Origin of the sequence: Streptomyces fulvorobeus (assembly GCF_013167895.1) — a bacterium.
In the GTDB taxonomy this organism is placed as follows: Bacteria; Actinomycetota; Actinomycetes; order Streptomycetales; family Streptomycetaceae; genus Streptomyces; species Streptomyces fulvorobeus.
Genome location: NZ_BLWC01000001.1, coordinates 4,843,245 through 4,858,068, shown reverse-complemented (window position 1 = coordinate 4,858,068; position 14,824 = coordinate 4,843,245). Strand labels below are relative to the sequence as shown.

General features: G+C 70.2%; 14 protein-coding genes and 1 pseudogene. 10 read left to right on the top strand and 5 right to left on the bottom strand.

Annotated features, from left to right (window positions below; all coding sequences use genetic code 11):
• Positions 1 to 29: 29 nt before the first annotated feature.
• Complete coding sequence (gene miaB, locus Sfulv_RS21855) at positions 30 to 1,547, bottom strand: tRNA (N6-isopentenyl adenosine(37)-C2)-methylthiotransferase MiaB (RefSeq protein ID WP_173316244.1); 1,518 nt, start codon at positions 1,545 to 1,547, stop codon at positions 30 to 32.
• 120 nt (positions 1,548 to 1,667) lie between these two features.
• Here miaB and Sfulv_RS21850 point away from each other — a divergent pair, with 120 nt between their 5' ends.
• Positions 1,668 to 2,666, top strand: a complete 999-nt coding sequence (locus Sfulv_RS21850) for a TAXI family TRAP transporter solute-binding subunit (protein WP_173316243.1) — start codon at positions 1,668 to 1,670, stop codon at positions 2,664 to 2,666.
• Between the two features lie 15 nt (positions 2,667 to 2,681).
• Here the strand turns inward: Sfulv_RS21850 and Sfulv_RS21845 are convergent, their stop codons facing one another.
• Together Sfulv_RS21845 and Sfulv_RS21840 are read right to left on the bottom strand one after the other, a co-directional pair.
• Positions 2,682 to 4,076: a sensor histidine kinase gene (locus Sfulv_RS21845; protein ID WP_173316242.1), complete on the bottom strand. Its 1,395-nt coding sequence runs from the start codon at positions 4,074 to 4,076 to the stop codon at positions 2,682 to 2,684.
• Positions 4,077 to 4,091: 15 nt separating this feature from the next.
• On the bottom strand, positions 4,092 to 4,784 hold the full coding sequence (locus Sfulv_RS21840; protein ID WP_173316241.1) for a response regulator transcription factor: 693 nt from the start codon (positions 4,782 to 4,784) through the stop codon (positions 4,092 to 4,094).
• Positions 4,785 to 5,056: 272 nt separating this feature from the next.
• Here Sfulv_RS21840 and Sfulv_RS21835 point away from each other — a divergent pair, with 272 nt between their 5' ends.
• The 9 genes from Sfulv_RS21835 (at position 5,057) to Sfulv_RS21800 (ending at position 12,588) form a co-directional block, all read left to right on the top strand.
• Positions 5,057 to 5,842, top strand: coding sequence for an amino acid ABC transporter ATP-binding protein (locus Sfulv_RS21835; protein WP_173316240.1), 786 nt, complete (start codon positions 5,057 to 5,059; stop codon positions 5,840 to 5,842).
• 59 nt (positions 5,843 to 5,901) lie between these two features.
• Positions 5,902 to 6,744 carry a glutamate ABC transporter substrate-binding protein gene (locus tag Sfulv_RS21830; RefSeq protein WP_173316239.1) on the top strand — a complete coding sequence of 281 codons (843 nt, stop codon included), beginning with the start codon at positions 5,902 to 5,904 and terminating at the stop codon, positions 6,742 to 6,744.
• 98 nt (positions 6,745 to 6,842) lie between these two features.
• Complete coding sequence (locus Sfulv_RS21825; RefSeq protein ID WP_173316238.1) at positions 6,843 to 7,511, top strand: amino acid ABC transporter permease; 669 nt, start codon at positions 6,843 to 6,845, stop codon at positions 7,509 to 7,511.
• The gene (locus Sfulv_RS21820) at positions 7,508 to 8,497 is read left to right on the top strand and encodes an amino acid ABC transporter permease (protein WP_173316237.1); all 990 of its coding nucleotides are present in this window, start codon (positions 7,508 to 7,510) and stop codon (positions 8,495 to 8,497) included. Before Sfulv_RS21825 ends, Sfulv_RS21820 begins: the two co-directional genes overlap by 4 nt.
• A 97-nt stretch (positions 8,498 to 8,594) precedes the next feature.
• A complete protein-coding gene (locus tag Sfulv_RS21815) occupies positions 8,595 to 10,253 on the top strand; it encodes an FAD-dependent monooxygenase (protein ID WP_173316236.1) in 1,659 nt (552 codons plus the stop codon).
• Between the two features lie 33 nt (positions 10,254 to 10,286).
• Entirely contained in the window at positions 10,287 to 10,373 is an 87-nt protein-coding gene (locus tag Sfulv_RS31540; protein ID WP_311605579.1) for a putative leader peptide, read from the top strand.
• A gap of 72 nt (positions 10,374 to 10,445) precedes the next feature.
• On the top strand, positions 10,446 to 11,024 hold the full coding sequence (locus Sfulv_RS21810; RefSeq protein ID WP_173316235.1) for a cupin domain-containing protein: 579 nt from the start codon (positions 10,446 to 10,448) through the stop codon (positions 11,022 to 11,024).
• Positions 11,015 to 11,440: a rhodanese-like domain-containing protein gene (locus Sfulv_RS21805; protein ID WP_173318098.1), complete on the top strand. Its 426-nt coding sequence runs from the start codon at positions 11,015 to 11,017 to the stop codon at positions 11,438 to 11,440. Before Sfulv_RS21810 ends, Sfulv_RS21805 begins: the two co-directional genes overlap by 10 nt.
• 455 nt (positions 11,441 to 11,895) lie before the next feature.
• Entirely contained in the window at positions 11,896 to 12,588 is a 693-nt protein-coding gene (locus Sfulv_RS21800) for a DUF6197 family protein (protein WP_173316234.1), read from the top strand.
• A gap of 169 nt (positions 12,589 to 12,757) precedes the next feature.
• Here the strand turns inward: Sfulv_RS21800 and recX are convergent.
• Positions 12,758 to 13,563 (bottom strand): annotated as a pseudogene (recX, locus tag Sfulv_RS21795) (recombination regulator RecX).
• A 3-nt stretch (positions 13,564 to 13,566) separates the two neighbouring features.
• Complete coding sequence (recA, locus tag Sfulv_RS21790; RefSeq protein ID WP_173316233.1) at positions 13,567 to 14,700, bottom strand: recombinase RecA; 1,134 nt, start codon at positions 14,698 to 14,700, stop codon at positions 13,567 to 13,569.
• Positions 14,701 to 14,824 lie beyond the last annotated feature (124 nt).

Here is a 14,824-nt window from a genome sequence, read left to right as displayed (position 1 = left end):
ACCGTGAAGATCTCCGGAGTGCGAAGGCGTCAGTCGCGGCCGCAGCCGGGAGCGGAAGCGGCCGGCAGCGGGGCCGGCGCTCCGATGCCCGGCAGGCCCAGCATCACACCGGCGGGCTTGGCCGCGGCGGCGGTGCGTGCCCCCCAGGCGTCGCCCGAGCGCGTGCGGCGCACGCCCAGGGGGGCGCCCTCGGCGAGCAGGTGGTGCGGAGCCGCGTACGTGATGTCGACCGTCACCACGTCACCGGGGCGCACCTCCTGGGCGGGCTTGGTGAAGTGGACCAGGCGGTTGTCGGGTGCGCGGCCGGAGAGGCGGTGCGTGGAGCCGTCCTTGCGGCCCTCGCCCTCGGCCACCATGACCTCCAGGGTGCGGCCCACCTGCTTCTTGTTCTCCTCCCAGGAGATCGCCTCCTGGAGGGCCGACAGGCGCATGTACCGCTCCTGGACGACCGCCTTGGGGATCTGGCCCTCCATGTCGGCCGCGGGCGTCCCGGGGCGCTTGGAGTACTGGAAGGTGAAGGCGTTGGCGAAGCGCGCCTCGCGGACCGCGTGCATCGTCTGCTCGAAGTCCTCCTCGGTCTCGCCGGGGAAGCCCACGATGATGTCGGTCGAGATGGCGGCGTCCGGCATGGCGGCACGCACCTTCTCGATGATTCCGAGGAAACGCTCCTGCCGGTACGAGCGGCGCATGGCCTTGAGGATGGTGTCCGAGCCCGACTGCATCGGCATGTGGAGCTGCGGCATCACGTTGGGGGTCTCAGCCATGGCGGCGATCACGTCGTCCGTGAAGTCACGCGGGTGCGGGGAGGTGAAGCGGACCCGCTCCAGGCCCTCGATGGCGCCACAGGCACGCAGCAGCTTGGAGAACGCTTCCCGGTCGCCGATGTCGGAGCCGTACGCGTTGACGTTCTGGCCCAGCAGGGTCACCTCGGACACGCCCTCGGAGACGAGCGCCTCGATCTCGGCGAGGATGTCGCCTGTCCTGCGGTCCTTCTCCTTGCCGCGCAGCGCCGGGACGATGCAGAAGGTGCACGTGTTGTTGCATCCGACGGAGATCGACACCCACGCGGCGTAGGCGGACTCACGGCGGGTGGGGAGCGTGGAGGGGAAGGCTTCCAGGGACTCGGCGATCTCGATCTGCGCCTCCTCCTGGACGCGGGCGCGCTCCAGCAGTACCGGGAGCTTGCCGATGTTGTGCGTACCGAAGACGACGTCCACCCACGGGGCGCGCTTGACGATGGTGTCGCGGTCCTTCTGCGCGAGACAGCCGCCGACGGCGATCTGCATCCCGGGGCGCTTGGTCTTCATCGGAGCGAGCCGGCCGAGGTTGCCGTAGAGCTTGTTGTCGGCGTTCTCCCGCACGGCGCAGGTGTTGAAGACCACGACATCGGCGTCACCGTCCGCGCCGGCGGGCGCACGGACGTATCCGGCGTCCTCCAGGAGCCCCGACAGCCGTTCCGAGTCGTGGACGTTCATCTGGCACCCGTAAGTGCGTACCTCGTAGCTCTTCTGGACGTCCACTGCTTCGCTCCGGTTGCCGCTGCTCATGCGACAAGGGTAGGCGGTTCGCGGGACGCCCCTCGCCGCCGGACTACCGGTGCGGGCTCACGGCACCGGGTCCCGAGCCGGGGCCTGGCCATTACGGGGAGTGGCTGGCAGGATCGCGCCATGCTCTCCGTACTGTCCCGATTCGACCGACGACGCACCCTTCAGGGCGGTGCGGTGGTAACGGTCGTCCTGGGGCTGCTGCTGTGGTGGGTGCTGCCCATCGGGGAGTCCTCGCCCACGGGCTCGCTGACCTTCTCCACCGGGGTGCGCAACGGGGTCTACCAGCGGTACGGCGAGCGGCTCGAAGAAGCGCTGGGCACGGACCTGCCCGAGGTGTCCGTACGGCTGCAGACCAGTGAGGGCTCCCAGCAGAACATCGAACGGGTCGCGACGGGGAAGGCGGACTTCACCATCGCCACCGCCGACGCCGTCGCCACCTTCATGCAGAGCGGCCGTCCCGGCGCCCAGCGCCTGCGCGCCTGCGCGCGGCTGTACGACGACTACGTGCAGCTCGTCGTACCGCGCGACTCGGACGTGCAGGAGGTCGCCGACCTGCGGGGCAAGCGGGTGGGCGTGGGGCAGCCCGGCTCGGGGGTGCGCCTGGTCGCGGACCGGCTGATGGGCGCGGCGGACCTCGATCCGGCGAAGAGCGTCGTCCCGGTGCCGGTGGGCATCGACACGATGCCCACCCGGCTGGCGAACGGCACGCTCGACGCCTTCTTCTGGTCCGGCGGACTGCCCACCAACGCCGTGCAGGAGCTGTCGGAGCGGCTGCCCATCCGGCTGGTGCCGCTCGGTGACCCGCTGATCACCCGGCTCCAGGCGGTCGGCGGATCGACTCGCTACTACCGCTCCGCGGTGATGCCGGCCGACGCCTACCTCAACGCGCAGCAGGGGCAGGCCGTGCCGACGGTCGCCGTCGCCAATCTGCTGGTCACCACGGACCGTACCGACCCGGCGATGACCGAGGCGTTCACCCGGACAGTGATCGCCAGCCGCGACGGCATCGGGCGTGAGGTGCACTCGGCGCAGGTCGTGGACATGCGGACGGCCATCTACACCGATCCGCTGCCGCTGCACGAGGGGGCCAGGCGCTACTACCGGTCGGTCAAGCCGTAGCGCGGTCCGGACCGCTCACGCGTGGGGAGGGTGGCGCGGGACGGTCACCGTCACCCGGAGCCCGTGGGGCTCGTTGCGGGCGTACGCGATCGAGCCCCGGCCCGCGGTGAGCAGGGCGCGCGAGATGGAGAGGCCCAGCCCGGAGCCCTTGACGTTCTGGTGGCGGTTGCTGCGCCAGAAGCGGTCGCCGACGCGCTCCAGCTCCTCACCGGTCAGTCCGGGCCCCCGGTCGGCGACCCGTACGGTGACGCTGTCTCCCGTGGAGGCGACGGTGACCCGTACGTCCTCGTCGGACGGCGTGAACTTGAGGGCGTTGTCGATGACGGCGTCGAGCGCGCTGGAGAGCGCGATCGGGTCCGCCCAGCCCGTGACGGCCGACAGCCCGTCATGGAGGAGCCGCACCCCCTTCTCCTCGGCCAGCGGGCGCCACGACGCGACGCGCTCGGCCGTGAGGGCGCCGATGTCCGTGAGCCGGAGGTCGGCCGCCGCGTGCTCGGCGAGCGCGAGGCCGAGCAGGTCGTCGAGGACCTGGGCGAGGCGCTTGCCCTCCGTACGCACCGCGGCGATCTCCTCGTTGCCCTCGGGAAGTTCCAGGGCGAGAAGCTCGATCCGCAGCAGCAGCGCGGCCAGCGGGTTGCGCAACTGGTGCGAGGCGTCGGCGACGAAGGCGCGCTGCTGCTCCAGGACGTCTTCGACGTTGTCAGCCATCTCGTTGAACGAACGGGCCAGCCTCCGGAGTTCCGGCGGTCCGCCCGAAGCGGCGACCCGGGACCTCATCCGGCCACTGGCGATGTCGTGCGTGGCCGCGTCCAGAATGCGCACGGGCAGCAGCACCCAGCCCGTGAGCCGGAAGGCCGCGCCGACGGCGACGAGCAGGGCCAGGGCCTCACCGAGACCGATCAGCACCCAGCCCCGCAGGGTCCTGGACCGCATCTCGCCGGTGGGTGAGTCGATCACGACCACGGCGACGACGTCACCGTCCCGTACGACGGGCGAGGCCACGACGACCCGTCCGGTCTGCCAGGGCCAGACCTGGCCCGGATCGTGGGAGCGCCTCCCGAGCAGCGCCTCCCGGAACGCCTGTCGGCCCTCCCCCTCGGTCGGCACCATCCAGGAGGACGGGGCCTTGGCCAGGGCCTGGTCGTCGCGGTAGAAGACGCCCGCCCTGATTCCGTACACCGAGTCGTACGCGTCGAGCTCGGCCTGGAGGATGCGCCGGCGCTCCTCGTTGCCCGGCAGGGAGACGCTGACGAACTGGGCGAGCGCGGCGAAGCGCGCCGTGTCGTCGATCCGGTCCACCACCAGCCGCTGCTGCTCGGCGGCGGCCACCCGCCCGGCGAGCGGAACGCCCAGGGCGAGCAGTACGGCCGCCATGAGGATGATGAGCAGCGGAAGCAGACGCGTGTGCACGGGGAACGTACGCCCTTACGCGGACGGCGAGACGAGCCGGTAACCGACGCCCCGCACGGTCTCGATCAGCGCGGGCAGCCTGAGCTTGGAACGCAGGGACGCCACATGCACCTCGAGCGTGCGGCCGGTCCCCTCCCAGCTCGTACGCCACACCTCGCTGATGATCTGCTCGCGCCGGAAGACCACCCCGGGGCGCTGGGCGAGCAGCGCCAGCAGATCGAACTCCTTGCGCGTGAGCTGGACCTCCTCGCCGTCGACGCTGACGCGGCGGGTCGGCAGCTCGATCCGGACAGGGCCCAGGAGCAGGCCGTCGCCCGCTGCCGACGTGCTCTCGTCACCGGCCGTCTTGCGCCGCGCGACCGCGTGGATACGGGCGAGCAGTTCGCCGGTGTCGTACGGCTTGACCACGTAGTCGTCCGCCCCGAGGTTGAGCCCGTGGATACGCGACCGGACGTCGGCGCGTGCGGTCACCATGATCACCGGGATCGAGGAGCGCTTGCGGATCTTGCCGCACACCTCGTAACCGTCCTGGTCGGGCAGGCCGAGGTCGAGCAGCACCACGCCGAAGGGTTCCTTGTCGGCGGGGAGCAGGGCCCGCAGGGCCTCCTCGCCGTTGCGGGCGTGCACGACCTGGAAACCGTGCCGGGCGAGCACGGCGGACAGGGCCGCGGCGACATGGTCGTCGTCCTCGACGAGCAGCAGCCTCATGGACCCCTCCTTCCTGTGCCCGGCGACCCGGGACGGTTTGCCTACCAGGGCATCCACGCCGATGACGGGTGTGTGAGTCAAGGCCCTGCCGGTTACAGCAGGGTTTCCGTTACGCACCCGGTACGCCCCGGCAGCGCCGAGGACGTCCCGTTCACGCCGTGTGTCCGGTTGCGGCCGGATCGTTATGCTCAATTTCCGCTCAGATGTAATGACGCTGGTAGCGCTGCGTCACTAGTGTCCTTGCCAACCGAGGAGGACGGAGCATTAAGCCGATGAGCGGAGTTTCAGTGACCAAGGCCGCCGAGGATGCCGTGCCTGCGGCGAACGACCTTGTCGTACTGAGCAACGTCAACAAGCACTTCGGCGCGCTGCATGTGCTCCAGGACATCGACCTGACGATCGCCCGTGGCGAGGTCGTGGTCGTGATCGGGCCTTCGGGGTCGGGAAAGTCCACGCTGTGCCGCACCATCAACCGCTTGGAGACGATCGACTCGGGTGCGATCTCGATCGACGGCAAGCCCCTTCCGCAGGAGGGCAAGGAACTCGCCCGCCTGCGCGCCGACGTGGGCATGGTCTTCCAGTCGTTCAATCTCTTCGCGCACAAGACGGTGCTGGAGAACGTGATGCTGGGCCAGCTCAAGGTCCGCAAGACGGACAAGCAGGGCGCTACGGAGAAGGCCCGCTCACTGCTCGACCGGGTGGGCGTCGCCTCCCAGGCGGACAAGTACCCTTCCCAGCTCTCGGGTGGTCAGCAGCAGCGTGTGGCCATCGCACGGGCGCTGGCGATGGACCCGAAGGTCATGCTCTTCGACGAGCCCACATCGGCCCTCGACCCGGAGATGATCAACGAGGTGCTGGAGGTCATGCAGCAGCTCGCCCGGGACGGCATGACCATGGTCGTCGTCACCCATGAGATGGGTTTCGCCCGGTCGGCCGCCAACCGCGTGGTCTTCATGGCGGACGGGAAGATCGTCGAAGAGGCAGCGCCCGACCAGTTCTTCAGCAACCCGCGCAGTGACCGGGCCAAGGATTTCCTGTCGAAGATCCTTCACCACTGAGTCCCGGCTCAGCTGAGCACTCACCTCGCGCACAACGCGTCAACCTAGGGAATACCACCATGCAGCTTCGTAAGGTCACCGCCGCGTCGGCCGCCGTGCTCGCCCTCGCCCTCACCGCGACCGCCTGCGGTTCCGGGGACAAGGAAGGCGAGTCGGGTTCGGGCGGTGGCGAGAAGATCACGATCGGTATCAAGATCGACCAGCCCGGTCTCGGCCTGAAGACGCCCGACGGGAAGTTCACCGGCTTCGACGTCGACGTCGCGACGTACGTCGCGAAGGAGCTCGGCTTCGACGCCGGGAACATCAACTTCGTCGAGACGAAGAGCGCCGACCGTGAGACCGCCATCGAGCGCGGCGACGTGAAGTTCATCGCCGCCACGTACTCCATCAACGACGAGCGTCTGCAGAAGGTCGACTTCGCGGGCCCGTACCTCCTGGCGCACCAGGACGTCCTCGTCCGGGCCGACGACGACTCCATCAAGTCGCCCCAGGACCTCAACGACAAGAAGCTCTGCTCGGTCACCGGTTCGACCTCCGCGAAGAACGTCAAGGAGAAGCTGGCCCCCAAGGCGCAGCTGCAGAACTACGGCGGCTACTCCGAGTGCCTCACCGGCCTGGAGAACAAGGCCATCGACGCTCTGACCACGGACGACTCCATCCTCGCCGGGTACGCGGCGCAGGACGCCCACAAGGGCAAGTTCAAGCTGGCCGGCTTCAAGATGACCAACGAGAACTACGGCATCGGCCTGAAGAAGGGCGACGCCGACCTCAAGAAGAAGATCGACGCCGCGCTGACCAAGATGGTCTCCGACGGTGCGTGGGACAAGGCCGTCACGGACAACTTCGGTCCGGCCAACTACAAGAACGAGCCCGCGCCGAAGATCGGCAACATCGTCAAGTAGCACTCCCATCGCCGGGCGGTCCGAAGCTGGGCCGATGAGGTGCGCCGCCGCAGCGGCGGCGCACCGAGCCCTCCCCACACCTGGAAGCACGGGAGATCGTGTTCGACTTTCTTGAAGGTTACGACCTACTGGGGGCCTTCTGGGTGACGGTGAAACTCACCGTCTACTCCGCCCTCGGTTCCCTCCTATGGGGAACGCTGCTGGCCGGCATGCGGGTCGGCCCGGTCCCTCTGATGCGCGGGTTCGGTACCGCTTATGTGAACATCGTCCGCAACATCCCGCTGACCGTGATCATCGTCTTCTCGTCGCTGGGCCTCTTCCAGACCCTGCAGGTCACCCTCGGGGGCGGCGACGACTTCGAGGTCATCAACTTCCGGCTCGCGGTGCTCTCGCTCGCTCTCTACACGGCCGCCTTCGTCTGCGAGGCGCTGCGCTCGGGCATCAACACGGTGCCCACCGGCCAGGCCGAGGCGGCACGGGCGCTGGGACTGAGCTTCACCCAGGTCCTGCGGCTGGTCATCCTGCCGCAGGCATTCCGCTCGGTCGTGAACCCGCTGGCCAACGTGCTGATCGCGCTGACCAAGAACACCACCGTCGCCGCGGCGATCGGCGTGGCCGAAGCGGCTTTCCTGATGAAGGACATGATCGAAGCAGAGGCCCAACTCATCCTGATCTCGGCCATCTTCGCCTTCGGATTCATCTGCCTCACCCTTCCGACCGGGCTCCTCCTCGGCTGGGTGAGCAAGAAGGTGGCGGTGAAGCGATGACGGCATCGGTCCTCTTCGACGCACAGGGGCCCCGCGCCAAGCGGCGCAACGTCCTGTACACGGTCGTCTTCCTGGCGGCCCTCGCCGCCGTGGTCTGGTGGCTCTACGTCAGCCTCGACGAGAAGCACCAGCTCGACTGGGTCAAGTGGGAGCCGTTCTTCACGAGCTTCCAGCCGTGGGAGACCTACCTCTGGCCAGGGCTCCTGAACACACTCAAGGCCGCGTTCTTCGCCCTGCTGATCGCTCTGCCTCTCGGGGCCCTGTTCGGCATCGGCCGGCTCTCCGACCACCGGGCGGTGCGGGTGCCGTCCGGCATCCTCGTGGAGTTCTTCCGCGCCATCCCCGTGCTGATCCTGATGATCACGGCGAACGCCGCGTACTCGGAGTTCACCGACATCGCCAGCGACGTGCGGCCGCTCTACGCCGTCGTCACCGGTCTGGTGCTGTACAACGCCTCGGTCCTCGCCGAGATCGTGCGGGCCGGAATCCTGTCCCTCCCGCAGGGCCAGACCGACGCCGCCAAGGCGATCGGCATGCGCAAGGGCCAGACCATGCGATACGTGCTGCTGCCGCAGTCGGTCACCGCCATGCTGCCCGCGATCGTCAGCCAGATCGTGGTCATCCTGAAGGACACCGCTCTCGGTGGTGCGATCCTCACCTTCCCGGAGCTGCTCGCGTCGGTCCGTCCGATGAGCGCGAACTACGGTGCCAACACCATCGCGTGCTTCACCATCATCGCCCTCGTCTACATCGCGGTGAACTTCGCGCTGACGTCCTTCGCGAGCTGGCTGGAAGCGCGCCTGCGGCGTGGCAAGAAGAGCACGGGCGCGGTGGTCGGGACCGCCCCCGGGGCGGCCTCGAAGTCATCGAGGCTCCCCCGTCCAAGTCCACGGGCCCGTCCGACTCCTGACGGCCCGTCGATGATCCGACCGCGGGGGGCACCGGCGCATCTGCCGTGCCCCCCGCCACGGGTCTCCGTCACTTGACGCAAGCACCGGCAGTGGGTTGCATACGTTCTGTGATCATGTCCCGAGCCTCCGTCCCCACTTCCCCTACGACCGTACGGGCCGGAAGGTGTGCGCCGTGGACCCGGTGATCGTCGTCGGCGCCGGGCCCGTCGGTCTGGTGCTGTCGCTCGCCCTCGCGGCGCAGGGCGTCCCCTCGGTCGTCCTCGACGAAGGTCCCGGCAAGGACGAGCAGCGGCCCGCCCGCACCGTCGTCCTGCGCGAGGACACCGCCGCGCTGGTGGAACGGCTCGGCTGCACGACCTTGCACGAAGAGGGTCTGCGGTGGTCCGGATGGCGTTCGATGCGGCGCAAGCAGCTGGTACGCGAGCTGCCGCTCGGCGAGGTGCCGGAGACCGGCCCCCTGCCCGCCCCGGTCCATCTGCCGCAGCACGCCCTGACCCGCGGTCTGCGTGCCGCGGCCGCCGCGCACGCTCTGGTGCGGATGGCGCCGCTCAGCCGCGTCGACACCCTGGAACAGGACCCCGCCGGAGTCACCGTGCACACCAGGGAGCCTGATGCCACCTGGTGGCGCGGGAGCTATCTGGTCGGCTGCGACGGAGCCAGGTCCACCGTACGCAAGCTCCTGGACATCAGGTTTCCCGGGCGGACTGCGGTGGAACGGCATGCTGTCGCCGCGCTCCGCGCCGAACTGCCCTGGCCGGGCGAAGCCGTACTGCACCGGGCGCCGCCGTGGCGCGGTGGCGGCCCCGAGGTGACCGCGCGGCCCCTGCCGGACGGGGTATGGCGACTGGACTGGCTGCTTCCGCCGCGCGGTGAGCTGGTCACCCCTGAGGCGCTGATCACCCGGGTCCGCGACACACTGGCGGGCTGGTGCGGCGAGACCCCGGCGTACGAACTGCTGGACACCGGGGTGTACACCCTGCACCACAGGCTGGCCAAGCGCTGGCGGTCCGGGCGGGCCTTCCTCGCCGGCGACGCCGCCCACCTTCTGGGGGCGCTCGGTACCCAGGGCCTCGACGAGGGCGTACGGGACGCCGAGAACCTCGCGTGGAAGCTGGCACAGAGCTGGCACCACGGCGCCTCCGAACTGCTGCTCGACAGTTACCAGGCGGAGCGCAGGGCCGCGGTCGCCGCACGGCTCCGCGCCGCCGACCAGTCACTCCCGATACTGCGCGGGAGCGGCGGCCTGCGGACGCTGGTGCCTGGCAGCGCACGCGGTCACGACACGCTGCTCACCGATGGCCACCTGGGGTGCGGACCGCTGGGTGCGCCCCCTTCGTACGCGCTTTCGCCTCTTGCGCCTCCGCACGCCGAGGCGCACACGCCCGTGGGTACGCCCCCCGGTGCGCCGGCCGCCGACGTACGGGTCACCGCGCCGGACGGTACGACCGTCCGCCTGCGCGACCGGCTGGGTCTGGGGCATCTGCTGGTGGTCCTGATCGCGCCCGGTACCGGGGTGTGGGACCGGCGGCACTGGCTGACCGCGGGCGTCATGCCGCGGCTCGTCGAGGCCGTGGCCGCGCTGCCGGTGAAGGGTGAGCTACTGGTGGCGGAGAGCTACCCCGGCGCCTCGGCGCACACCGTGCTGCTGATCAGGCCGGACGGGCACCTCGTGGCGGCCTTCGGCGGGGTACGGCCCGCGGAGCTCATCGCCGCGGCCGACGCGGCGCGCGGAGGCGACACCGAACGGGCCGGCGGGAGCGGTACGGGCGCCGCGCGCGGGGCTCCGGGGGACCCGTCACCGGGCGCCGCGCACACCGCCCACGTCGATTGACCCCCCACAGGCGCACATGGTGTACTCCAGATCATGACCGACACCGACGTGCGCCTGTGGCGGAGGGTCCATATGGACCTCGTCCGCTATGCGGGCTGCGTGTGTCGACCGTCCTGCTGACTCGCCTCTCACCGCCACGCCGTGCTTCTGCGTACGACGGTGGCCCCAGCGCGAACTCCCAGGACGGTTTCTGTGTCTGCACGCCCCTTCTCGTTCTCCGTTCCCGCACACGCTTCGGCGCCCGTGCCCGTGCCGCACTCCGAGGCACGCACGGTGTCCGCGCCGGACGCCGCGGAACTCCTCGCCTTCGTGCGCCGCACCGCGAACGACGCGGCGCTCGTCGCCTCACTCCCCCTCGACCCCGAGGGCCGTACGTGGATCCGGCTCGACGGCCCCGGCGGCAGTGAAGCCTGGCTGATCGGCTGGCCGCCCGGCACGGGCACCGGCTGGCACGACCACGCCGACTCGATCGGCGCCTTCACCACCGCCGCGGGCACCCTCAAGGAGCACTCGCTGGCCGCCCGGCTGCCCACCGAGGGCTGGAAGACCCTGGAGCTGAGCGGGGACGTCGACCGCACACGGCAGTTGGCGGCCGGTCAGGGCCGGGCCTTCGGCCGGCATCACATCCACGAGGTGCTGAACGAATCCACCGGCGCGCATGCCGTCTCGGTGCACGCCTACTACCCCCCGCTGCCGCGCATCCGCCGCTACAGCCGCACGGGCGCGGTGCTGCGCCTGGAGCAGACCGAACGTCCGGAGGACTGGCAGTGAGCGACGTCCGCGAGAGCACCCCAGGTGGCGGCGGGAAACCGCTGGGCATCGACGAGCTGCTGGAACGGGTCCGCACCAAAATCGACCGGATCGGGCCCCGGCAGGCCGCCGCGGCGGCCGCCGACGGCGCACTGCTGGTGGACATCCGCTATGCGGCCCTGCGGGAGAAGGACGGGGTCATTCCGGGCGCGCTGATCATCGAGCGCAACGAACTGGAGTGGCGGCTCGACCCGCGGGGAAGCCATCGCGCCGCCGAGGCGGTGAGCCACGACCTCCAGGTGGTGGTCGTCTGCAACGAGGGGTACGCGTCGAGCCTCGCGGTCGAGTCGCTGCACCGGCTGGGACTGCACCGCGCGACCGACCTGATCGGGGGGTTCCAGGCATGGCGCGCGGCGGGGCTCCCGGTCGAGGGGTGACCAGGATTCACTGACACCGGTGGAGCTGGGCACTGCCTGGCGGTGGCCGCCTCCACCGGTCGGGGTACCAGCGCGGGCCGTCCGGGAGCGGCGGTGGCTGCCGGGGATATCCGGCCCGAGGAGCCCCTTCCGGGCCGGACAGGCGTCACGTCCGATCCGCCTGGAGGTACGTGCGCTTCCTCCGGCTTCCCGTCCTCGCCGCGCCCGATTTCGTGAGCCCTCGTCAGGGGGACCGGGCGAGGGACGCGGAGGTCGCTGGTCCGTCCGGGGCGAGGCGTGCAAGGACCGGCCGGCGCGGCGCCTGGGCGAGCGCTCCGAGGCGCCGCCAGCTCCGTCCTCCCGGTGCCGCCGGCCTTTTCCGCCGTCTCACCCTGCCGCCGACCCACCCGAACGCCACATCCAGGTGGAGCGATCACCCCGGACCCCGCACATTCGCCTCAACGCCGAGGATCGAAATGTACGGAGTTGTCGTGCCGACGAAAACCCCTCACCTCACCCCTGACCAGCTCGACGCCCAGGTCTCCCGCCTCCACGACACGGCGGTCTGGCAGGACATCATCTCGGGCTGGGGGTACACCGCCACCCGCGTGCCGCTACCGCCGGAGTCCGGCGAAAAGTCCCGGCCCGAGCCGAAGCCGGAGCCGGAGGGCCACCCCGCCCCGGATCGGGATGCGGCCGACTGGCGGGGCCTGCTGTCCGTATCCGTCGAGCAACTCATCGAGGAGTCGGTACAGGCCCTGCCCACCCCGCCGCCCCGTGAGCGGCGGCTTCCCGGGCGACTGGGCGCGGCCCTGCCTGAGCGTCTGCACGGCTGGCGGCGTATCGGTCAGCCCGATGTACGGCCGTCCACCCACCTCGGCTACGCCCGACGCATTCTCGTCGAATGGGGCTGGCAGAACGCCCCCTACCGTCTGCGCGACGCCCGGGGGGCCCGTTGCGTCTGCGGCGCGCTTCTCACCGCACACCGGCTCGGTTACGGCTCCCTCGACACGGTGGACCGGGCCGGGGCCTGGCTGATCACCGAACTCCGCTCGCAGGGGTGGACCGACCTGATCGGCCCGTGGAACCGGCACCCCGACCGCACCGCAGCGGATGCCCTGTCCCTGCTGGACGCCACCATTCGACGGGCCTCCCGCGCAGGCCACTGACCGCCCTCGCGCCTGACTCTCCGAGCCGTTCCGCGTCTCGCTCCACTCCCCTCGGGACCGGCTCCAGTCGCCCGGACCCAAGCGCCACGCCACTCTCCGCCCAGCCCAAACGTCCACGCGCGTCCTTGCCCGGCTTCCCCCCGGCCCTCAGCGCACCACCCGCGCGCGCTCAGAAAGGCTCGTCCAGGCCCTCCGTGTCCTCCCCTTCCTCGGCCAGCGCCTGCCTCACCACGCGCAGGGCCATGCCCTCCCCGTACCCCTTGCGCGCGAGCATGCCCGCCAGGCGGCGCAGCCGCTTGTCGCGGTCCAGTCCACGGGTGGAGCGGAGTCTGCGGGCGACCAGCTCTCGGGCCGTCTGCTCCTCCTGCTCCGGATCGAGCTGCTCGACCGCCTCGTCGATCAGCGCGGATTCCACGCCCTTGGTGCGCAGCTCCCGCACGAGGGCCCGGCGAGCCAGCCCTCGGCTGTGATGCCGGGACTCCACCCACGCCTCGGCGAACGCCCCGTCGTTGATCAGCCCCACATCCTCGAACCGCGACAACACCTCTTCGGCCGCCTCGTCGGGGATCTCCCGTTTGCGCAGGGCGTCCGCGAGTTGTTTGCGCGTGCGCGGTGTCCCGGTGAGCAGGCGCAGACAGATGTTGCGCGCCTGCTCGACCGGGTCCTGCGGTTCCCCCTTCTCGGCCCTCGACGAGGAGGAGGAACCGCCGCTTCTGGAGTCGCTGCGGCTACGGCGGCCGGTGCCGTCGCCCGCCCCCGGCCTCCGCCGAAGCCGCCGCGGCTTTCGCCGAAGCCACCGCCCGAACCTCTCCCCCGGCGGCCACCGGCCCGAGCGGCGGAATCGGACCGGAAGCCGGGCCCTTCCGCGGGACCGAACTCCGGCTCGGACGCCTGGCCGGGCCCTGCGGTGAATTCAGGGCCGGCGCCCGCATCCGGGCCTGCGCCGCCGACCGACCACTCCGTTCGACGTGTCACGGCCTAGCTCTTGGCCGCCGCGGTCTTGGTGGCCTTGGCCTTGGTGACCGGCGCGGACACGGACTTAGCCGCGGCGTCGGCCGCACCGTCGCCCGCCACCACCACGTCGGCCGCGGCCGGCTCGACCGCCGGAGCCTCGGGCCGCACACCGATGCCCAGCTTCTCCAGGATCTTCTTCTCGATCTCATTGGCGAGATCGGGATTGTCCTTGAGGAAGTTGCGGGCGTTTTCCTTGCCCTGGCCGAGCTGGTCACCCTCGTAGGTGTACCAGGCACCGGCCTTGCGGACGAATCCGTGATCGACACCCATGTCGATCAGGCCGCCCTCGCGGCTGATGCCGTGGCCGTAGAGGATGTCGAACTCGGCCTGCTTGAACGGCGGCGCGACCTTGTTCTTGACGACCTTGACCCTGGTGCGGTTGCCCACGGCCTCGGTGCCGTCCTTGAGCGTCTCGATCCGTCGGATGTCCAGACGCACCGAGGCGTAGAACTTCAGCGCCCGGCCACCGGTCGTGGTCTCGGGGGAGCCGAACATCACGCCGATCTTCTCGCGGAGCTGGTTGATGAAGATCGCGGTCGTCTTGGACTGGTTGAGCGCACTGGTGATCTTGCGGAGCGCCTGACTCATCAGACGGGCCTGCAGACCCACGTGCGAGTCGCCCATCTCGCCCTCGATCTCCGCACGCGGCACCAGTGCCGCGACGGAGTCGATGACGATCAGGTCGAGCGCGCCGGAGCGGATCAGCATGTCCACGATTTCCAGCGCCTGCTCACCGTTGTCCGGCTGGGACAGGATGAGGTTGTCGATGTCGACACCGAGCTTCTTCGCGTACTCGGGGTCGAGAGCGTGCTCGGCGTCGATGAAGGCCACCGTGCCGCCGAGCTTCTGCGCGTTCGCCACGGCGTGCAGCGTCAGCGTCGTCTTGCCGGAGGACTCCGGCCCGTACACCTCCACCACACGGCCGCGCGGCAGACCGCCGACGCCAAGGGCCACGTCGAGCGCGGTCGAGCCGGTGGGGATCACCTCGATGGGCTCGTTCGGCCGCTCACCGAGGCGCATCACCGCGCCCTTGCCGAATTGCCGTTCAATCTGTGCGAGTGCGGCGTCCAACGCCTTCTCGCGGTCGGTTCCTGCCATGGGTTCCACCCGATTTGCTTGAGTCGATCGCTTCACGTCAAAGACGCTAACCCCTGCCACTGACAATGGGCCTCGACGTCCTCCCGGCCTGTGGACAACTCCACGGTCGGGGCCCGGGAAAACC